The organism is Acidobacteriota bacterium (assembly GCA_039030395.1).
Taxonomy (GTDB): domain Bacteria; phylum Acidobacteriota; class Thermoanaerobaculia; order Multivoradales; family JBCCEF01; genus JBCCEF01.
In genome coordinates this window covers 4,559-28,129 of sequence record JBCCEF010000018.1, presented here as the reverse complement: position 1 = coordinate 28,129, position 23,571 = coordinate 4,559, and the positions used below count along the sequence as shown (strand labels likewise).

Genomic DNA, 23,571 nt, shown 5'->3' with positions numbered 1-23,571 from the left:
GTGGAGCGGGTCGGCATTCACGACGACTTCTTCGATCTCGGCGGCCATTCGCTCCTCGCCACCCAGCTGGTGGCCCGGGTGCGGGCGCGGATGGGTGTCGAGATGCCTCTGCGGTTGCTCTTCGACCATCCGACGGTGGCCGAACTGGCGCCGCTCCTCGCCACATCCCACCGGGCCGGGGCCGAAGGACCGCGCCGGCGGTCGAATCCGGAGGTGGCCGCCCCGATGTCCTTCGCCCAGCAGCGCCTCTGGCTGATCGATCGCATGAACCCCGGCGACCCGACCTACAACTTGGGCGTCGCTCTCGATTTGCGAGGCGGCCTCGACCGGCCGGCCCTGGCCGGCGCCTTCCGCGAAATCGTGCGCCGTCACGAAGTTCTGCGGTCGGTGTTCGGAGCCGGCGATCCGACGCCGATCCAGGGAGCCCTGCCGGCGGCGCCGGAGATCTTCGCCTCGGTGGATCTACGGGCGCTGCCCACGGCGCGGGCGCGGCAGGCGGCGGACGAAGGGGCGCGCCGGGCGGCCCTCCGCGGCTTCGACCTGAGCAGCGGGCGGCTCCTGCGGGTGGTGCTGTTCGATTTTCCGTCCGGGGAACCGGATCTTCCGACGGCGCGACTCCAGGTGACGATCCACCACATCGTCAGCGACGGTTGGTCGATGGGGCTGTTCATCCGCGAGCTGACGGTGCTCTATGGGGCGCTGCTCGAGGGCCAACCCTCGCCGCTGCCGGAGCTGCCCTTGCAGTACGCCGACTTTGCCGACTGGCAGCGCGGCTGGCTGACCGGTGAAGCCCTGGAGGAGCAGCTCGCCTACTGGCGTGACCGCTTCGCCTCGCCGCCGGAGCCGCTCGAGCTGCCCCTCGATCGACCGCGGTCGGCGACCCTCGATCCGGCCGGCGGCCTGCGGCAGCATTTCTTCACCGAGGGCTCCGTGGAGGCGATCGAAGAATTCTGCCGGCGGCACGACGTGACGCCGTTCATGGTCCTCCTGTCGGTCTTCGCGACGCTGATGGCGCGCACCGGTGGGCGGGCGGATTTCGTCATCGGTAGCCCGATCGCCAATCGCAATCGGGCGGAAGTCGAGGATTTGATCGGCTTCTTCGTGAACACCCTGGCGCTGCGGTTGGATCTCACCGGTGAGCCCACCTTCGAGACCCTGGTCCAGCGGATCAAGCAGGTCACCCTGGGGGCCTACGACCATCAGGATCTCCCCTTCGAACGCCTAGTGGACGAACTCAACCCGTCCCGCAGCATGGCGCGGACGCCGCTGTTCGAAATCATGTTCTCGCTGCAGCGGGATGCCGGTGACGCGCTGGAGCTGCCGGGGGTGGAGGTCTTCCAGCGGGAGACCGAGGCGCTGCCGGCGAAGTTCGATCTGACCGTCGATGCGGTGGTTGGCGAGGGCCGTGGCTGGACCACCTGGCTCTACCGCAGCGCCCTGTTCGACGAATCGACTATCGATCGCCTGGCGGCCCAGTTCAATCACCTCCTCATCGCCGCCCTGGCTGAGCCTGAGGCCTCGGTTTTCGAGTTGCCGATGCTCACCCCGGCGGAGCGCGCCGAGGCGCTGCTGCGGGGTGCCGCGCCAGAGCCGCTGCCGGTGCTGCCGGAGGGAAGCCTGGTCGATGCGGTGTGGACCGAGGGCGGGCGGGATCCCACCGCCTTGGCCGTGTGGGACGACCGTCAGGAACTGACCTTCGAGGCCCTGGAGGAGCAAGCCCGGCGGGTGGCCGGCGGCCTGCGGGAAGCCGGCGTCGAGCGTGGCGACCGGGTGGGGATCTGCCTCGAGCGGTCGGTCGCCCAGGTGGTGGCGCTGCTGGCCATTCAACAGGCCGGGGCGGCCTATGTGCCGCTCGATCCCTCGCTGCCCGCGGACCGGCTAGCGGCGATGGTCGAAGACGCCGGTACCCGCCTCGCGCTGGTGGAGGAGGGGACCGCCGGATGCCTGGCCGCGGTGGACTCCTCAGAGGAAATACCCTTCGCCCGCTGCGCCGGCGCGGATCCCCTCGCAGGGCCGAGCGGTACCGGTCTCGACGACCTCGCCTACATCATCTTCACCTCCGGCTCGACGGGTCGCCCCAAGGGCGTGGCGATGAGCCACCGGGGGGCGCTGCATCTGCTTGCCGGTCTGCGCCAGCGGGTCTTCGCTAACCTTCCCGCCGGCCGGCCGCGCGCCACCCTCAACGCGCCGCTCGCCTTCGACGCCTCGGTGCAGCAGATCGTGCAGCTCGCCGCTGGTCACAGCCTGCGGGTGATTTCCGCCGAAGCACGGCAGGACGGCGCGGCGCTTCTCGAACTGCTGGAGCGTGAAGAGATCGACGTCTTCGACGCCACCCCGGCGCAGGTGCGCATGCTGCTGGCGTCGGGCCTCGGCGCCGAGGAGCGGCGCCTGCCGGGGATCTGGCTGGTCGGCGGGGAAGCCATCGAGCAGGTCCTGTGGGATGGTTTGGCGGCGCTACCGGTCGCCGTCTTCAATGTCTACGGACCCACCGAGTGCGCGGTGGACACCACCGCTCGCCGCATCGAGTCGAGCTGTCCGCGCCCGAGCCTCGGTGCCGCTTTGCCCGGGGCGACGGTGCGAGTGCTCGATCCGCACCTCGAGCCGGTGCCCGAAGGGGTGGTGGGGGAGCTGGGCATCGCCGGCCGCGGTTTGGGCCTAGGGTACTGGGGCCGGCCGGCGTTGACGGCGCTTTCCTTCGTGCCGGATCCCCACGGTGAGACCGGCTCCCGCCTGTACCGGAGCGGCGATCTGGCCCGCTGGGTGCCGTCCGCCTCCGGTGACTTCGAACTCGAATCTCTCGGCCGCCGAGACCACCAGGTGAAGGTACGCGGCTATCGCATCGAGCTGGGGGAAATCGAGGTCGCCCTGTCGGCCGTTCCGTCCGTGGCCCAGGCGGCGGTGGTGGTGCGCCAGGAGGCGGGCGACCGCCGAATTGTCGCCTACGCCACTGCCCGATCAGGGGTAGAGCTCACCGCTCAGGACCTGCGCCGGAGCCTTGGCGAACGGTTGCCGGAGTACATGGTGCCGTCGGCCTTCGGCCTGCTGGCGGAGCTTCCGACCACCGCCAGCGGCAAGATCGATCGCCGGGCGCTGCTCGCCGCGGAGTATGCGCCGACGGAATTCCAGACCGGTGAATTCGAAGCCCCGCGGGATTTCCGGGAGCGCTTCCTGTGCCAGCTCTTCGAGGAACTCCTCGGCGTCGAGCGGGTGGGGATCCGGGACGACTTCTTCGCCCTCGGCGGCCATTCCCTGCTGGCGACGCGGTTGCTCGGGCGGGTCGAGGAAGGACTGGGGATCGGCCTTTCTCTGCGTGCCATCTTCGAAGCGCCGACGCCGGCAGCCCTGGCGCTGCGCTGCGGGCGCGAGGCCGCGGACGACGCCTCGTCCGAGGGTCGGGAGTGGTCGGCCCTCCACCCGCTGTCCTTCGGACAGCAGCGCCTGTGGCTGCTCGATCGCCTGGAGCCGGACGGTGCAGCCTATCTGGTGCCCTCGTCGCAGCGGTTCCGGGGCGACCTCGATGTCGAGGCCCTGGCCGGCGCCCTGGCCCACATCGTCCGGCGCCACGAAGTGCTGCGGACCACCTTCCAGCGGGTTGGCGACCGCCCCGCCCAGCAGGTCCACGAGGGGGAGGACGCCAGCCCGCCCCTGAGGCGGGTCGACCTCTCGGGGCTGCCGGATCCGCTGGCCGAGGCGTTGCGCCTGGGCCGACGGGACGCGCGGCGCCCGTTCGATCTGGAGCGCGGTCCGGTGGCCCGGTTCACCCTGCTGCGCCTGGCTCCCGAGGATCACGTGCTGCTGCTCGCCCTGCACCACATCGTGAGCGATCTGTGGTCGATCGGGATCTTCGTCCACGAGCTGAGCCTGGGCTACCGCGCGGCGGTGCGGGGCGAGGCGGCGGCGCTACCCGACCTCAGGACCACCTACAAGGATTACGCCCGCTGGCAGCGCAACTACCTGAGCGGTCCGGTGCTCGAAGCTCAGCGTGGCTATTGGTTGAAGCGTCTGGCCGAGGCGGGCGAACCGCTGGACCTGCCGACCGATCGGCCGCGGCCGGCGGTGCAGGATCTGCGCGGCGCCAGTCGCTTCTTCGAATTCTCCAAGGGCGCCCAGGAGACTCTTCATGGGGTCGGTCGGGAGGAGCGCTCGACCTTCTTCCAGGCGGCGATGGCGGTGTTCTTCACCTTCCTCTACCGCTATACGGGGAAAGGAACGCTGCACGTCGGCACCCCGATCGCCAACCGCTCCAAGGCGAACGTGCAGGCGCTCATCGGATTCTTCACCAACACCCTGGTGTTGCAGGGCAAGGTTGAAGGCGGTATGACCTTCCGCTCTCTCCTGCGGCAGGCTCGGCGGCGCACCCTCGAGGCGTACCAATACCAGGAGCTGCCCTTCGAGGGGCTGGTGGAGGCCCTGCAGCCGGAGCGAGACCTGTCGCGCTCGCCGCTGTTCCAGGTGATGCTGGTGGTGCGGCCCGGCGATCAAGCGGCCCTGGATCTGCCGGGCCTCAGCCTCGAGACCCTGCCGATGGAGGGGGTGACCTCCAAGTTCGACCTGACCTTCTTCTTGCAAGAGGGCGGCTACGGGGGCTTCATCGAATACGCGACTGCGCTGTTTGACGAGAGCACCGTTGACCGCATGGGATCGCACTTCGCGGCCCTCCTCGCCGCCGCCGCGAAGAACCCGGACGAAGCGCTCCACCGGCTGCCGATGACGAGTGAGGCCGAGCGGCGGCAGATTCTGGAGGACTGGAGCGAGAGCGCCGAGGTCGATCCAGCGGCCGGCGATGAAGGCCTGCACGCGGTGTTTGAGCGGCGGGCGGCCCTCGAACCCGACCGGTTGGCGGTCGAGGCCGGCGATTCGCTGTTGACCTATGGCGCTCTCGAAGGCGAGGCCAATCGGCTGGCGCACCATCTGCGCCTACTTGGCGTGGGCATCGACGAGCCGGTGGGGATCTGCGCTGAACGCAGCCATGCCCTGGCGGTTTCGACTCTGGCGGTGCTCAAGGCCGGCGCCGCCTGTGCGCCCCTCGATCGCAGCTATCCCGGCGAGCGCCTGAGCCGGATGATCGACGATGCCGGGATCGGCTGGATTCTGGCCGATCCGGCGCCGGCAGGGGAGCTTCTGGAGGCACTCTCCCTGTCGTCGCCGGATCGCCGTCCGCGCGTTCTCGATCTCGCGGACCGCGGCGCCTGGGCCGGCCAGCGGGCAGATCCGCCGCCCTCCTCCCGCGCCGCGGCGGGCGAGCGCCTGGCCTACGTGGTGTTCACCTCCGGTTCCACCGGCCGGCCGAAGGCGGTGGCCATGCCGCATCGGGCGCTGCGCCAGCTCGTCGCTTGGCAAGGCGGAGCGGCCGGCGCCGGTGAGGGTCTGCGTACCCTGCAGTTCGCGGCGGCCAGCTTCGACGTCTTCTTCCAGGAATTGTTCACCACCTGGGCCGAGGGCGGCACCCTGGTGCTGGCGGCGGACGGCGAACGCCGCGACTCCTTCGCCCTGAGGCACCGCCTCGACGAAAGTCAGATCGAGCGCCTGTTTGTGCCCTTCGTCGCCCTCCAGGGGCTCGCCGAGGCGACCTCCGGGAACGCCACGGAGGCGCTCCGGCAGGTCATCACAGCGGGCGAGCAGCTACGCATGACGGGGACCGTACGCCGCCTCGTGGGGCAGCTCGGGAAGGGTTTGCCGAGTGCCCTGGAAAACCACTACGGACCAAGCGAAACCCATGTGGTGACCGCCTGGCCACTGGCGGCGGGCGAGGCCGCCGCGGCGCCGGATCTCCCGCCCATCGGGCGGCCGGTGAGCGGCACCCGCATCCATCTGGTGGACCGCGACGGCGAGTGGGTGCCGCTGGGAGTGGCCGGTGAGATCCAGATCGCCGGCGCCGGCCTCGCCCGCGGCTACCTCGGACGCCCGCGGCTGACGGCGGAGCGCTTCGTGCCGGATCCTCACGGCGACCCTCCCGGAGCTCGGCGCTATCGCACCGGAGACCTCGGCCGCTGGCTCGCCGGCGGCGAGATCGAGTTTCTCGGGCGCGTCGACACCCAGATCAAAGTGCGCGGCTTCCGGGTGGAGCCCGGCGAGATCGAGCAGGTGCTGGAGGCCCGGCCGGAGGTCCGCGAGGCCGTGGTGGTGGCGCAGGGGGTTGCTGCGAACCGGCGACTGGTCGCCTTCTACGTCCCCGACGGCGGCGAAGAGCCGGTAGATTCCGAGATCCTGGTCGAGGCTCTCCGCCATTCTCTGCCGGCTCCGTTGGTGCCCTCGCTGTTCGAAGCCCTGTCGGCTCTGCCGCTGACACCGAGCGGCAAAGTCGATCGCCGGGCCCTCGAAAACCGGCGGGTCAGCGCCCACTCCCGCGACGAACGCCCCCAAGGTTTGTTGGAGGAACGCATCGCGCTGATCTGGCGGCATCTTCTCGACCGGGACGAAGTGGGTGCGCGGGACGACTTTTTCGCTCTCGGCGGACATTCTCTCCTCGCGACCCAGCTTGTCTCCCGGCTGCGGGACCAGCTTGGCGTGGAGCTGCCGCTCAAGGATCTCTTCGAGAACCCGACCGTCGCCGGCTTGGCGCGCTGCCTGCGGGCGGCCGGTGGGCGGCCGGTGCTGGCGCCGGCCGAGCCGCGGTCGGGGGACGATCCGCCGCCGCTTTCCTTCGCGCAGCAGCGCCTGTGGTTCATCGAACGATTCGAACCGGGGAGTTCCGTCTACAACCTCGGTTCCGCCGTCCGCCTGAAGGGCGACCTCGACGTGGCGGCCCTGGCCGCCGCCTTCGGAGAGATTCTGCGCCGTCACGAGAGTCTGCGGACGACCTTCGAAGAGATCGACGGCGTTCCCCGGCAGCGCATTCACGGCACCGTCGCGCCGGCCCTCTGCTTGGTCGACCTGGCTCGCCTGCCGGAAGCTCGGCGGGAAGCGGAACATCGGCGCCTGGTGGGCTGGGAGGCGCGGCGTGGCTTCGACCTCGTCGCCGGCCCGCTGGTGCGGGCGGTTCTCATCCGCCACCATGAGGCCTTCCACGGCCTGCTCGCGACCCTGCACCACATCGTCTCCGACGGCTGGTCGATGAGCCTCTTCGTGCGCGAACTGTCCGCCCTCTACGCGGTGGCGACGGGCGAAGGGCCGCGCCGTTCGCCGCTGCCGGAACTCGCCATCCAGTATCCGGACTTCGCCGCCTGGCAGAACGGCCATCGGGTGCGGCAGGTGCTCGATGAACAGCTCACTTCCTGGAGTCGGCGCCTGACGCCGCTGCCGGAGCCCCTCGATCTGCCGACGGACCGTCCGCGCCCGGCTGAGCGGGGTGCCGGGGGCGGCACCTTCGACACCTGGCTGTCGCCCGAGGCCAGCATTACCGTCGAGGAGCTGGCCACCCGCGCCGGAGCCACGCCTTTCATGGTGCTGCTGACGGCCTTCCAAGTGCTGCTGGCGCGCTTCGCGGCCCAGCGTCGCCTGGTCATCGGCACCCCCATTGCCAACCGTCACCGGTCCGAGCTGGAAGAGTTGATCGGCTTCTTCGTCAACACCCTGGCGCTGCCGGCGGATCTCTCCGGGGCGATTTCCTTCGAGTCCCTGTTGGCGGAGACGCGCACCATCGCTCTCGACGCCTTCGCCCATCAGGACCTTCCCTTTGAGCGCCTGGTCGAAGCGCTAGAGCCGGTGCGCGACCCGTCGCGGTCTCCGATCTTCCAGGCCATGTTCGTACTCCAGAACACGCCCCAAGAGGGGCTTCAGCTACCGGGACTGACGGTGGAGGCGGAAGCCGTCGAGGCGCCGGTGGCAAAGTTTGATCTCACCCTTGCGCTACATGGCGTCGAGGACATTGGTACCGACGCGACTGGCACTGCCTTTGGTGCGTCGTGGAATTACCGGGCCGACCTCTTTGACGGCGCCACCATCGAACGTATGGCGCGCGCCTTCGACTACATCCTCAGAGCGGTGCACACCACGGCGGAAGAGTCGTGCAGCGCTCGCTCTGTATGGGAGATTCCGCTCTTGAGCCCGAACGAGCGTCATCAGATCCTGTCCTCCTGGAGCACCCTTTCTGCGGCCGGACCGTCGTCGCACGATCCGCACGGGCTCTGGGAACCCTTGCACTTGCGTTTTGCGCGGCAGGTCGCCGAGCGGCCGGAGGCGCCGGCGATCGACTTTCGAGGCGACCTGTGGAGCTACGCCGAACTCGATGCCCGGGCCGCGGCGGTGGCGGCGGCATTGCGCGACCTCGGCGCCGGTGCGGAAAGCCGCGTCGGCCTGTGCGTGGAGCGATCGCCGCAGTTGGTGGCGGCGATCCTCGGCATCCTCAAGGTCGGTGCGGCCTACGTACCGCTCGATCCGGACTATCCCCAGGAGCGTCTGGAAGGGATGATCGAGGACGCCGACGTGGCCCTGCTGGTGGCCGACGAGCGAGGCCGTAGGGCGCTGCCCTGGGTCACCGTGCCGACCCTCGACCTCGACGCGGACGGCCTCGCCGATGGCCTGCCCGAGGGCGAGGGGGCCGCCGCCCACCGCGGCGATCCGGACCACCTCGCCTACGTGATGTTCACTTCCGGTTCCACCGGCCGGCCGAAGGCGGTGGGCGTAACCCACCGCAATGTGGCGCGGCTGGTGTGCTCCAACCCCTTCATCGATTTCGGGCCGGAGGAGGTCTTCCTGCTGCTCGCGCCGGTGTCCTTCGATGCCTCCACCCTGGAGCTATGGGGGGCGCTGCTGAACGGCGGGCGGCTGGCGGTAATGCCGCCGGGACCCCACGGCATCGAGGAAATCGGCCGGGAGCTCGAGGAGCGTGGAGTCACCACCCTGTGGCTGACGGCGGGCCTGTTCCACGGCTGGGTGGAGGATCGTCCCGAGAGTCTGGCGGAGGTGCGCCAGCTCCTCTCCGGCGGCGACGCCCTGTCGATCCCTCACATCGAGCGCATGCGGGCGGCGATGGCGCCCGGCGGGCGCCTGATCAACGGCTATGGCCCGACGGAGAACACCACGTTCACCACCACCCACCGGATCGGCGAAGGCGAAGTGCTGGTGGGCTCCGTGCCGGTGGGGCGGCCGATCGGGCACACCACCGTCTACATCCTCGACGACCAGCTCGAACCGGTGCCGGCGGGGGTGTGGGGTGAGCTGTACAGCGGCGGCGACGGGGTGGCCCGGGGCTACCTCGGCCGGCCGGCGCTGACCGCCGAGGTCTTCGTGCCGGATCCCTTCGCAGGGGCCGGTGGACGGCTGTACCGCACCGGTGATCGCGCTCGCTGGCGAAATCCGGCCATCGCCGGCGACGCCCCGGTGATCGAACTCGGCGGCCGTCGAGACCACCAGGTCAAGGTGCGCGGTTTCCGCATCGAACTGGGAGAGATCGAAGCCACTCTCAGCTCCCAGCCGGCGGTGCGAGAAGCGGTGGTGACCGCCCGCCAGGACGCTTCCGGCGACAAGAGCCTGGCGGCCTGGATCACCCTCGTCGAAGGGGCCTCCGCCGCTGCCGTGGAGTGGCGCGAATCCCTGCGCGAGACCTTGCCCGATTACATGATTCCCGCGGTGATGACGGTGCTGGATGATCTGCCGCTCTCGGCCAACGGCAAGGTCGACCGCCGGGCGCTGGCCCGCCGAGAGATCGTCGATGAAGGGCCGGCGGCTGTCCGGGTGGCGCCGCGCAATGAAGAGGAGTGGCACGTCGCGGAGATCTGGCAAGGTCTGCTGGCGGTGCCACAGGTCGGCGTCCACGACAACTTCTTCGAGCGCGGCGGCCATTCGCTGCTCGCTACGCAACTCGCCTCGCGGTTGGGCCAGCGGTGGCACCGGGAAGTGCCCCTGAAGGTGATCTTCGAGGGGCCGACCATCGCCGAGTTGGTTGCCTGGGCGGGGGTGGAGACCGGCACGCCGGTGAACGCCGGGATCGCCGGAGAGAGAGAATTGCCGCCGATCGAGGCCGCCGGACCGGATGCGGGCCCGGCGCCGTTGTCCTTCGCGCAGCAGCGCCTGTGGGTGATCGATCGCCTGGATCCGGGCAATCCCACCTACAACATCCCGGTGAGCCTGCGCCTCACCGGCGACCTGCGGGTAGACGCCCTGGCGGCCGCCCAGTCGGAGATCGTGCGCCGCCACCAGGCCCTGCGCACCGCCTTCGTCGAGATCGAGGCGGATCCGGTGCAGCAGATCGCGCCGGCGGAACCGCTGGCTCTGCCGCTGATCGATCTCACCGCCCTGCCGGAGGAGTGCCGGGAGGCCGAGGGACGTCGCTGGCTCGCCGCCGATGCGATGAGTGGCTTCGATCTCTCCCGTGGTCCGCTGGTGCGAGCCTTGCTGGTGCGGGTGGCTGCGGAAGAGCATTTCCTCCAGGTCAATCAGCACCACATCGTGTCCGACGGCTGGTCGATGGGCATTCTGATGCACGAGCTGTCCAGCCTGTACGCGGCGGCCGCCGCCGGCGAAGCCTCGACGCTGGCGGAGCTGCCGCTGCAGTACACCGATTTCGCGCGCTGGCAGCGGCGCTGGTTTACCGGCGAGGTGCTCGAAGGCCAACTCGAGTTCTGGACCGACACCTTGTCGGAGGATCCCGAGCCTCTCGATCTGCCGACGGACCGGCCGCGGCCGCCGATGCAGAGTTTCCGCGGTCAGGACGCCTTCCGCTGGCTCGACGAAAGCATCGGTCGCCGCTTGGCGGCCTTCGGCCGCGAGCACCGGGCGACGCCCTTCATGGTGCTCCTCGCTTCCTTCGCAGGCCTGCTGTCGCGCTATTCAGGTCAGTCGCGGGTGGTGGTGGGTTCGCCCATCGCCAACCGGCATCACATCGAGCTGGAGGGCCTGATCGGCTTCTTCGTCAACACCCTGGCGCTGCCGGCGGACTTCTCCGGCCGGCCGACCTTCGCTCAGCTCATCGACCAGGTGCGGGAAACGACCATCCAAGGCTACGCCCACCAGGATTTACCCTTCGAGCGCCTGGTGGAGAAGCTATCGCCGGAACGCGATCTTTCCCGAGAGCCGATCTTCCAGGTGATGTTCTCGCTTCAGAACCGCGCCAGCGGCGACGGGGCGCTCGCTCTGCCGGGCCTCGAGGTGGCCAACCTGAAGACCACGGCGGAGGCCGCCAAGTTCGATCTCACGTTGACCGCGTCGGAAGCCAATGCCGGCTTCGGCCTGTCCCTCAACTACGCCGAGGATCTGTTCGACGCCGCCACCATCGATCGCCTTTTGGCCCACCTCGAGGCCTTCATCGAGGCCGGCCTGGAGGAGCCGGAACGGCGGGTTGCGGCGCTGCCGCTGCTGAGCGACGAGGAGCAGCACCAGATCGTCACCGCCTGGAACGACACCGCCACGGACTTCCCTCGCCAGTCGAGCGTCGCCATGGTCTTCGAGGCCCAGGCCGACGCCACGCCGGAGTCCATCGCTCTGGTCTACGAAGAGGACCATCGCACCTACGCCGCCCTCGATGCCGATGCCAACCGCCTGGCGCGCTGTTTGGCGAAGCGCGGAGTCGTCCCCGGCACCCGGGTGGGCCTGTGCGTCGACCGGTCCCTCGACCTGATCGTGGCAATGTTCGGCATTCTCAAGGCCGGCGCCACCTACGTCGCCCTCGACCCGGCGTACCCGCCGGAGCGCCTGGCTTTCCTGGTGGAGGATGCGGCGGTGGCGGCGCTGGTGATCGGCGGTGCCGACACCGCGGAAGTGCTGGCCTCGAACCCCTCGATGGCGGCCTTGCCGCGCCTCGATCTCGACCTGGACCGGGACGAGATCTCCGCCGCGCCGGCGGATCGCCCGGGCATCGCCGTGCCGCCGGAGCAGCTCGCCTGCGTCATCTACACCTCCGGATCCACCGGCCGGCCGAAGGGCGTGGGCATTCCCCAGCGCGGCGTGGTGCGGCTCGCCTGGTTCGAGACCGAACGCACCCCCAACCCGGTGCGCCTGTACTTGTCGCCGATCACCTTCGACGCTTCGACGGAAGAGATCTGGTCGCCGCTTCTCACCGGCGGTCGTCTGACCGTGATGCCCGCCGGACCGATCGATCTCGATGCGCTGGCGAAGCTTCTCGAGGAGCTGGCGCCCACCACCCTGTTCCTCACCGCCAGCCTGTTCCACGAGATGGTGGCGGAGAAGCCGGACGCTCTGCGCGCCGTGCGACACCTGCTCTCCGGCGGCGACGTTCTGGCGGTGCCGCAGGTGTCGGCGGCCCGCGACCTGCTGGCGCCGAACGGGCGCATGTGCAATGCCTACGGCCCGACGGAGAATTCCACCGATACCACCTTCCATCTGGTGGCGCCGAACGAGGAACTGGTCGGCACGGTACCCATCGGCCGCGCCGTGTCCAACACCACGGTCTATGTCCTCGACCGGGAAATGAATCCCTCGCCGATCGGCGTCTGGGGGGAACTCTGTACCGGCGGCGACGGCCTCGCCCAGGGCTACCTGAATCAGCCGGCCCGTACCGCCGAGGCTTTCGTGCCGAATCCCTTCGCCGGCGCCGGCGAGCGCATCTACCGCACCGGCGATCTTGCCCGCTTCCGCCTCGACGGGGTGCTGGAGTTCCGCGGCCGGCGCGACCATCAGGTGAAGGTGCGGGGCTTCCGCATCGAACTGGGCGAGATCGAGACCGCCCTCGGCCACCTGCCGGGGGTCGAGCGCGCCGCGGTGCTGGTGCGCGAAACGGCCGGCGACAAAGCGCTGGTCGCCTGGGTCGCCGGGGAGTCGGACCTGGATGCGGCGCACCTGCGGGCAAGGCTGGCGTCGGCCCTGCCGGACTACATGGTGCCCGCTGCCATCGTCCTGCTCGACGAGCTGCCGGTGACCCGCCACGGCAAGATCGACCGCCGCGCCTTGGGCCGGCTCGAGCCGGAGCTGGAAGGCACCCTCGCCGACCGGGTGCCGCCGCGCAATGTGCTCGAAGAAGAACTGGCGGGCATGTGGCGGGAGATTCTGAAGGTGGACGAGGTGAGCGTCTTCGACGACTTCTTCGAGCGCGGCGGTCACTCGCTCCTCGCCACCCGGCTGATGTCGCGCCTGCGGGATCGCTTCCGGCAGGAGATTTCACTGCGTTCCTTCTTCGAACAGCCGACGGTGGCGGCTCTGGCCGAGCGCCTCAATTCCCGGAGCGATATCCGGAAGGACGCCCAGGTCATTCAGGCCCTCCTCGGGGCCGACGGTCATGCGCCGCTGTCCTTCGCGCAGCAACGCCTCTGGTTGATCGATCGCCTCCAGCCGGGGAATCCCACCTACAACGTGCCGATCAGCTTGCGTTTGGAAGGCGATCTCGACGAAGCCGCCCTAGGTGCTGCCCTGATCGAGATCGTGCGTCGGCACGAAGTCACTCGCACGTTCTATCGCGACGTCGCCGGCGAGCCGGTGCAGGTCGTGCAGCCGGTGCCGGAACGGGTACTCGAGGTGGTGGATCTCAGCGCCCTACCGGTCGAGCAGCGTCCGCAGGAAGAGGCTCGGGTATTGCTCGCCCACGGCCTACAGCCCTTCGACCTCACCCGCGGGCCGGTCCTGCGGGCGGCGCTCATCCGGCAGGGCGCGGGGCTTTGCTCCCTCTCCCTGGTGATGCATCACATCGCCTCCGATGGCTGGTCCATGGGAGTGATCGCACAGGAGATGTCGGCCCTCTACGAGGGATTCCATCGCGGCGCGCCGATTCCTCTCGAACCCCTACCGCTGCAATACGGCGAATTCGCCGCCTGGCAGCGCAATTGGTTGCAGGGAGAGACCCTCGACCGGCAGCTCGCCTTCTGGGTGGAACACCTCGGCGGCGTGGCGCCGGCACCGCTGTCGCTGCCGACGGATCGTCCGCGACCGGCCATGCCGAGCCACCGCCCCGGCCAGGTCATCCGCCTTTTGCCGCCGGCGGCGGTCGCGGACCTGCGGGGCTTTGGCGAGACGCACCGGGCGACCCTCTTCATGATCATGCTGGCGGTTTTCGGAGTGGTCCTCAGTCGCTGGGCGGGGCAGTCTTCGGTGGTGATCGGCACGCCCATCGCCAATCGCGGTCGCTCGGAACTCGAAGGGCTCATCGGCTTCTTCGTCAACACCCTGGCGCTGCGGGTGGAGCCCGCCGGCGCTGCGGCGACCTTCGGGGATCTCGTTCAGCAGGTGCAGGGGAACGCGCTGCGCGCCTTCGGTCATCAAGACCTTCCCTTCGAGCGCTTGGTGGAAGCGCTCCATCCGGAGCGCGACCTGTCCCGGGAACCGATTTTCCAGGCGATGCTGTCGGTCGAGAACGCCGATTCGTCGAGGCTCTCCCTGCCGGGGATCGAGGTCTCCTTCCCGCAGCAGCCGTTGATGCCCGAGAAGTTCGATCTCAGTTTGTCGGTGTCCGAGAGCCGTGAGGAAGTGGGCCTCTCGGTGACCTACGCCACCGACCTGTTCGATCAAACCACGATGCAGCGGTTCCTCGATCACACGGTGCGTTTCCTGTCCGCGGCGGTCGCGGATTCGAACCGGCCGCTGGCGGAGATCGACCTGTTCGGCTCCGAAGAGCGGCAGCAGCTGGTCGTCGAGTGGAATGCCCGGCCGGCTCCCGAGCCCGCCGGCGAAACACTGCACGAGTTGTTCGTGGCGCAGGCGCGGAGGACCCCGGAGGACATCGCTCTGGTCACCCGAGACGAGTCGCTGACCTACGAAGAGTTGAGCGGGCGGGTGCGCCGCCTGGCGGCGCTCCTGCAACGCGGCGGCGTGGGGCCGGAAGTGCGGGTGGGAGTGTGCGCCGATCGACGGGCCGCCACCGTCGTGGCGCTGTTGGCGATCCACCAAGCCGGCGGTGCCTACGTTCCCCTCGATCCGGCCTATCCCGAGGAGCGGCTGCGTTTTGTCGCCGAGGACGCCGCTCTGGCGGTGATTTTGACGGACGGTTCGCTGCCCGAGGGCGTCGCCGGCAAGAGCCTCGTGTGGCCCCTCGAAGGCCCCGCAGGAGACCTGGAAGGGATGCTCGCTGGAGCGGCGGCCTCTCACGCCGCAGCGACGGCGGACTCGCTGGCCTACGTCATCTACACCTCTGGCTCTACGGGCAAGCCGAAAGGAGTGGCGATCAGCCACCGCAGCGCCGTCGGGCTCTGTGATTGGGCGGCTCGCGCCTTCAGTGCAGAGGAACTCTCCGGTGTGCTGGCGGCGACCTCCTTCAGCTTCGATCTCTCGGTGTTCGAGCTGTTCGCTCCGCTCACCTCCGGCGGCCGAGTGATCTTGGTCCGGGACGGGTTGGAATTGCTCGACCATCCCGCCGCCGACCAGGTGCGGCTGATCAATACGGTGCCCTCGGCGATGACCGAACTGTCCCGGATGAAGGCGCTGCCGGCCAATCTCCTCACCGTCAACCTGGCCGGCGAAGCGCTGCCGGCGCAACTGGTGCGGGATCTCAAGGCCCAGGGCGTGGCGCGGGTGATGAACCTCTACGGTCCCTCCGAGGACACCACCTACTCGACGGAGGCCGAGGTCGATGGCGTCGTCACTCCGCCCATCGGCCGACCGCTGCCCGGCAGTGCCGCCTACGTGGTGGATTCACGCCTCCAGGGTTCGGCCATCCGGCTCCAGCCGCAGGGTGTGCCCGGTGAGTTGCTGCTGGGGGCCGGCCAGGAAGGCCCTGGCGCCCTCGCTCGCGGCTACCTCGGGCGCCCGGCGCTGACGGCGGAGCGCTTTGTGCCGGATCCCTTCTCCGGCGTGGCGGGCCGGCGTCTCTATCGCACCGGCGATCTGGTGCGCTATCGCGCCGAGGGCGAGCTGGAGTTCCTCGGCCGCCTGGACTTCCAGGTCAAGATCCGCGGCTTCCGCATTGAGCTGGAGGAGATCGAGGAGGCCCTGCGCGCGAGCCCCACGGTGCATGCGGCGGCGGTGGTGGCGGCGCCCGACGCAGTCGGTTCCCCACGCCTGGTCGCCTACGTCGCCGCCGCAGTGGAGGCGGGCGGAGAGTCGCTGGACGAACGGACCCTGCGCTCGGAGCTACGGGAACTTCTGCCGGAGTACATGGTGCCTTCGCTCATCGTGCCGTTGGCAGAGCTGCCGACCACTCCCAACGGCAAGGTCGACCGCAAAGCACTCAAAGCCCAGGCCGCGGCCGCTGACGAAGCCGCCATGGCGGTGCGCGCCGAGCCGGTGGCGCCACGCAACGAGCTGGAGCAGAAGGTGGTGGCCCTGTGGCAGGAGCTCCTCGGCCGGTCCAAGATCGGAGTCTACGACGACTTCTTCGAACTCGGCGGCCACTCTCTCCTCGCGCTGCGCCTCACCTCTCGCTTGCGCGACCAGTTCCAGCGGGAGGTGTCCCTGCGGAGCTTCTTCGAGGCGCCCACGGTGGCCTTCTTGGCGAGTCGCCTCGACCGGTCCGAGGTCAGTAGCGGACCGCCCCTCGAACGGCGTTCCGCCGCCGAGCGACAGGCTCCTGCGCCCCTTTCCTTCTCCCAGCAGCGCCTGTGGCTGCTCGATCGCCTGGAACCCGGAAGCTCCGCCTACAACGTGCCGATTTCCGTCCGCCTCTCCGGCGAGCCGGACCTCGCCGCCCTCGACGGTGCCCTGGCGGAGATCGTGCGCCGTCACGAGGTGACCCGCACGGTCTATCGCGAGGTCGATGGCGAGTCCGTTCAGGTGGTTCAGCCGGCTCCCGCGTGGGTGCTGCACCGGGTAGACCTCGATGGCCTACCGGCGGCGCGGCGGGAGGCCGAGGAAGCGCGGTGGATGGCGGAGGTGAGCTGGCTGCCCTTCGATCTGGTGGAGGGGTCGGTGCTGCGTGCTGTCCTCCTCCGGCTGAGCGCGGAGAGCCACAACCTGTCCATCGTCATGCACCACATCGCCTCCGACGGCTGGTCCACCGGGGTGATGTCGAACGAGCTCTCGATCCTCTACGGTGCCCTGTCCAAGGGGGAGAAGCCAGCCCTCGAACCGCTGCCGATCCAATACGGTGACTACGCCGCCTGGCAGCGTGAGTGGTTGCGGGGGGCGGCCCTCGAGCGCCAGCTCGACTTCTGGGTGCAGCACCTGGGTGGCGCCGCACCGCCGCCCCTATCGCTGCCGACGGACCGTCCCCGGCCGACCCTTTCGAGCCGCCGCGGTGGATCCGTCTTCCGGCCGCTGCCGCCGGAGGTTGCCGCCTCCCTCAAGGCCTTTGGAGAGGCTCGCCACGCCACCCTCTTCATGCTGCTGCTGGCGGCCTATGGCGCGGTCCTCGGTCGCTGGGCGGGGCAGTCTTCGGTGGTCATCGGTACGCCCATCGCCAACCGCCAACGCTCCGAAGTGGAGAACCTGATCGGCTTCTTCGTCAACACCCTGGCGCTGCGGGTGGAAACCGCCGAGGGCGAGACCTTCGAGCAACTGCTGGACCGGGTGCAGGACGCCACCCTCGAAGCTTTCGGCCACCAAGACCTGCCCTTCGAACGGCTGGTCGAGGAGCTGCAGCCGGTGCGCGACCTGTCCCGGGAGCCGCTGTTCCAGGCGATGCTGGTGGTCCAGAACGCGCCGGATGAGCCGCTGGACCTGCCGGGCCTCGAGATCTCTCTGCCGCCGGTCTCGCAGGCGCCGGAAAAGTTCGATATCAGCCTTTCGGCGGTGGAGGTGCCCCTGCGCGGCGGCGGCGCGCACGTACAGCTCTCCCTGAGTTACGCCGCCGATCTGTTCGATTCGGCGACGGCGGAGCGGCTGCTGGAGCACCTGGAGCACCTCCTCGGCCGCGCCGTGGCGGCGCCGGACCGGCCGGTGCGCGACATCGACCTGCTGGGCGAGGCGGAGCGGCAACAGCTCCTCGTCGAGTGGAACAGCCGGCCGGCGGTGGCTCCGACCGGAAACACCCTGCACGGCCTATTCGCGGCCCAGGTGGCGCGGACACCGCGGGCGGTGGCCCTCATCACCCGCGACGAAACCCTCACCTACGAGGATCTCGCCCGGCGCGCCGGGCGCCTCGCCGGGCGCTTGCGCTCCCTGGGGGTAGGACCGGAGATCCGGGTGGGGGTGTGTGCCGGCCGCCGGGCGGACACCGTCGTCGCGCTGCTGGCGGTGCACCAGGCTGGCGGTGCCTACGTGCCCCTCGATCCGGCCTATCCGCTGGAGCGTTTGAAGTTCCTGGCAACGGACGCGGATTTGGCGGTGATCCTCACCGACGGTTCGCTGCCGCCGGGGGTCGGCGAAGGCACGGCGGCGGTGCGCATCGATCAATCCCTCGACGAAACCGACAGCGGGACGATCTCCGTTGATCTGCCGGGGGACTGCCTGGCCTATGTGATCTACACCTCCGGCTCGACGGGCCGGCCGAAGGGCGTGGCGATGACCCACCGTAGTGCCGTTGCCCTGTGTGACTGGGCCGCCGGTGCCTTCGATGCGGCGGAACTTTCCGGCGTGCTGGCGGCGACCTCCTTCAACTTCGATCTGTCGGTGTTCGAGCTGTTCGCTCCGCTGACCCGCGGCGGCCGGGTGATCCTGGTCGAGGACGTGCTGGAGCTGAGAGATCACCCGGCGGCGGAGCAGGTGCGGTTGATCAACACAGTGCCCTCGGCGATGACCGAACTGGTCCGCATTGGCGCCTTGCCGGCGAGCCTCACCACCGTCAACCTGGCCGGCGAGGCCTTGCCGGCGAGCCTGGTCAAGGACCTCACGGCCCACGGGGTGGCGCGGGTGATGAACCTCTACGGTCCCTCCGAGGACACCACCTATTCGACGGAAGCGGAGGTCGATGGCGCGACGCCGCCGCCCATTGGCCGGCCTTTGCCGGGCACCAGCGCCTACGTGGTCGACGGCGCTCTGCGCATCCAGCCACTGGGGGTACCCGGCGAACTGCTGCTGGGGGCCGGCCGCGGTGGCGACGATGCCGCCAACAGTTCAGAGCGGGGCAGCCTGGCCCGGGGCTACCTCGGCCGACCGGCGTTGACCGCGGAACGCTTCGTTCCGGATCCCTTCTCGACGGTTCCGGGGCGTCGCCTCTACCGCACCGGCGATCTTGTGCGCTACCGGTCGGATGGCGAGCTGGAGTTCCTCGGCCGCCTGGACTTCCAGGTGAAGATCCGCGGTTTTCGCATCGAGCTGGGGGAGATCGAAGAGGCGCTGCGGGGGTTGCCGGCGGTGCACGGGGCGGTGGTCGCGGCGCGGCCGGATCCCCACGGAGCGCCGCGGCTGGTCGCCTATCTCGCCGCCGAAGAGGACGCCTTCGCCGAGAGCCAGGTGCGGACGGAGCTACGCGCTTCGCTGCCGGAGTACATGGTGCCGTCGCTCTTCGTGCGCCTCGACGAACTGCCGATGACCCCCAACGGCAAGGTGGATCGCAAAGCCCTCGCAGCGATCGATCCGGTCGGCGCCTCCGCCGGCGGTCTTCGATCAACCGATCGAGTGGCGCCGCGCAATGAGCTGGAGCGGGAGCTGGCGGTCCTGTGGCAAGAGCTCCTCGGCCACCCGCAAATCGGGGTCCACGACGACTTCTTCGAACTCGGCGGTCACTCGCTCCTCGCCCTGCGGCTCACCTCTCGCCTGCGAGATCGTTTCCAGCGGGAGGTGACCTTGCGGAGCTTCTTCGAGGCGCCGACGGTGGCCTCCCTGGCGCGCCGCCTCGACCGGTCCAGTGTCAGTAGCGGGCCGCGCCTCGAAGGGCACTCCACCGGCGAGCGGGGAGCGCCGGCGCCGCTCTCCTTCTCTCAGCAGCGCTTGTGGCTGCTCGATCGCCTGGAGCCCGGCAATTCCGCCTACAACATTCCGACCTCCGTGCGTCTCTCCGGTGACCTGCACATCGCCGCCCTGGAAGGCGCCCTGACGGAGATCATTCGCCGCCACGAAGTCGTTCGCACGGTCTACCGCGAGCTGGAGGGGGAGCCGATGCAGGTGGTGCGGCCGGTTCCGGATCGGGTACTGCACCGGGTGGATCTCGATGCCCTGCCGACGGCGCGGCGGGAAGCCGAGGAAGGGCGGCTGGTGGAGCGGTTGAGCATGCTGCCCTTCGACCTGATGGAGGACGCGGTGCTGCGCGCCGTGCTCGTCCGCATGGACGTGGGCTACCACAACCTGACCCTCGTAACCCACCACATCGCTTCGGACGGCTGGTCCACCGGAGTGCTGGCGAACGAACTTTCGATTCTCTATGGCGCCCTTTCCAAGGGGGAGATTCCCGCCCTCGAGGCACTGCCGATCCAGTACACCGACTACGCCACCTGGCAGCGGGAGTGGCTGCAGGGGGCGGTCCTCGAACGCCAGCTCGAATTCTGGGTGGAGCACTTGGGCGGCGCCGCGCCGCCACCTTTGTCGCTACCGACGGACCGGCCTCGCCCGACCCTGGCGAGTCGCCGTGGCGCTGCGGTCCACCGGTCGCTGCCGGCGGCGGTCGCCGACGCCCTCAGGGCTTTCGGCGACGCTCGCCACACCACTTTGTTCATGCTGTTGCTGGCGGCCTACGGCGTGATCCTCGGTCGCTGGGCGGGGCAGTCTTCGGTGGTCATCGGAACCCCCGTCGCCAACCGCCAGCGCTCGGAGGTCGAGGCGCTGATCGGCTTCTTCGTCAACACCCTCGCCCTGCGGGTGGAAACCGACGAGGACGTGACCTTCGAGGAACTGATGGACCGGGTGCAGGATGCCACCCTCGAAGCCTTCAGCCACCAGGACCTGCCCTTCGAAAAGTTGGTCGAGGTGCTGCAGCCGGTGCGCGACCTGTCCCGGGAACCGCTGTTCCAGGCGATGTTGGTGGTGCAGAACGTGCCGGACATTCCGCTGAACTTGCCGGGTCTCGAGATCTCTCTGCCACCGGAGCCGCCGGACCAAGAGAAGTTCGACCTCAGCCTGGCGGCGGTGGAGGTGCCCCTGCGCGGCGGTGGAGAGTTGGTGCAGCTCACCTTGAACTACGCCGTCGACCTCTTCGATCCGGCGACGGCGGAGCGGTTGCTCGAGCATCTGGCGAACTTTCTCGACCGCGCCATCGCGGCGCCGGACCGGCCGGTGCGGGATTTCGATTTGCTGGGTGAAGCGGAACGGCAGCAACTCCTGGTCGAATGGAACAGCCGACCGGCGTTGGCTTCCACCGGTCCGTCCCTGCATCGTCTATTCGAGGCCCAGGTGGCTCGGACGCCCCAGTCGGTAGCCCTGGTCAGCCGCGACGAAGCCCTGACCTATCAGCAGCTCGACCTCAGGGCCGGGCGCCTCGCCGGGCACTTGCGCTCCCTGGGCGTGGGGCCGGAAGTGCGGGTGGGGGTGTGCGCCGGCCGCCGGCCGGCGACGGTCGTCGCCCTGCTGGCGGTGCACAAAGCCGGCGGCGCCTACGTGCCCCTCGATCCGGCGTATCCGCAAGAGCGGCTGGAGTTCCTGGCGACGGACGCGGACCTGGCGGCGATCTTGACCGACGGCTCGCTGCCGCCGGAAGTCGGCGAGGGCACGGCGACGCTGCGCATCGATCAACCGCTGGAGGCCGGCCGGCAGACGGAAGCCGCCGCCGAGGCGATTTCCGCCGACCTGCCGGGGGATGCTCTGGCCTACGTGATCTACACCTCCGGCTCGACGGGCCGGCCGAAGGGCGTAGCGATGACCCACCGTAGCGCCGTTGCCCTGTGTGACTGGGCGGCGCAAGCCTTCAGCGCGGAGGAGCTTTCCGGCGTCCTGGCCGCCACCTCCTTCAACTTCGACCTGTCGGTGTTCGAGCTGTTTGCGCCGCTCACCCGCGGCGGCCGGGTGATCTTGGCCGACAACGTGCTGGAACTGAGCGATCATCCGGCGGCGGAGCAGGTGACCTTGATCAACACGGTGCCGTCGGCGATGACCGAACTGGTGCGGGTGGGTGCTCTGCCGCCGGCCCTCGTCACCGTCAACCTGGCCGGCGAGGCCCTGCCGGCGGGCCTGGTCAAGGAGTTGAAGAGCCAGGGCGTCCGGCGGGTGATGAATCTCTATGGTCCGTCCGAGGACACCACCTACTCGACCGAAGCAGAGGTTGACGGCGCGACGCCGCCACCCATCGGTCGGCCGTTGCCGGGTACCAGCGCCTACGTGGTCGACGGTGCGTTGCGCATCCAACCGTTGGGAGTTCCCGGTGAGCTGCTGCTCGGTGCCGGTCGTGGTGGAAACGAAGCCGCCCGTAGTCCAGCCCGGGGCAGCCTCGCCCGCGGCTATCTCGGCCGGCCGGCGCTGACCGCGGAGCGCTTCATCCCGGATCCATTCTCGACCGTTCCGGGACGCCGCCTCTACCGCACCGGCGATCTCGTGCGCTACCGGCCGGACGGCGAGCTGGAGTTCCTCGGCCGTCTGGACTTCCAGGTCAAGATTCGCGGTTTCCGCATCGAGCTGGGGGAGATCGAAGAGACGCTTCGGGCTCTGCCGGCGGTGCGGGCGGCGGTGGTCGCGGCGCAGCCGGATCCCCTCGGAGCACCGCGCCTGGTGGCCTACTTGGCCACCGACGAAGACTCCCTCGACGAGAACCGCGTGCGCAAGGATCTGCGCGCTTCGCTGCCGGAGTACATGGTGCCGTCGCTCTTCGTGCGCCTCGACGAACTGCCGACGACCCCCAACGGCAAGGTCGATCGCAAGGCGTTGGCCAAGATCGACCCCACCACGGGCACCGCCACCGGCCTCGCGGCCGGCGAGCGGGTGGCGCCGCGCAACCGTCTGGAGCGGGAGCTGGCGGCTCTCTGGCAAGAACTTCTCGGCCGCCCGGAGATCGGCGTCCACGACGACTTCTTCGAACTCGGCGGTCACTCGCTCCTCGCCCTGCGCATGGTGTCGCGCATCGAAGGGGAGTTGGGTGTGAAGCTGCCGTTGTCGATCCTCTTCGCCGAGACCTCCCTCGAAGGTCTGGCGGCGGTGATCGGCCATCAGCTCGCCTCCCTGGAACGGCGCGAAGCCTCGGCGCCGGCACCGGAACTGGTGCCGGTGCAGGGGGAGGGTGACGGCCTGCCGCTGTTCTTCGTCCACGGTGCCGGCGGCGGCGTGTTGGCCTACGCCGAACTCGCTCGGCGGTTGGGGCGCGACCAGCCCTTCTGGGGCCTCGAGGCCCGCGGCGTGGAAGACGGCGAGCCGCGCACCCGCATCGAAGACATGGCCGGCGCCTATGTGCGAGCCCTGCGGGAAATCCAGCCGGCGGGTCCCTACCGGGTCGGCGGTTGGTCGATGGGCGGGGTGATCGCCTTTGAGATGGCGCGCCAGCTACGCGAGCAGCGGGAGGACGTGGCGCTTCTGGCGCTGGTCGATGCCTGGCCGGCGACGGCGGTGGACTTCGATCTCGACACCGCCGCCGTGCTCGCCGGCTTCGCGCGCGAACTCGGCCTGCCCTCGGGCCTCGATGCGGTGTTGATCGAGCGCCTGGAAGGGGTTCACGACTTCGACCGCACTTTCCACAAACTGGTCGAAGAGGCCACCGCCGCCGGCGCTCTACCGGCGGAGCTGGGTCCGGAGCGGGTGCTGCGCCTGTTCCGGGTCTACCGCGCCAACCTCGAAGCCCTTGCCGACTACCGGCCGTCGTCCTTCGACGGCCGAGCGGTTCTGCTGCAGGCAGACGGTGAGAGGGAAGCCCTGGAGCGCCAGCGCGAAGCCTGGCAAGGGGTGACCGCCGGCCTGCGTTCGGCGGCCGTGGGAGGAGATCACTTCTCGCTGTTGCGCAGTCCGCGGGTGGAAGAACTGGCCCGTCAACTCGAACGCTATCTGGGAGACACCGGAGCACGGGTCGTCGAACCGATCCGCTGA

General features: G+C 69.5%; 1 protein-coding gene (running past one end of the window). It reads left to right on the top strand.

Annotated elements, in window-relative coordinates:
- Positions 1-23,571, top strand: the 3' portion of a protein-coding gene (locus AAF481_15465) for a non-ribosomal peptide synthase/polyketide synthase (GenBank protein ID MEM7482574.1). The gene continues 30,888 nt to the left of window position 1, outside the view; 23,571 of the gene's 54,459 nt are visible here — the last part of the coding sequence; the start codon falls outside the window, past its left edge; its stop codon occupies positions 23,569-23,571.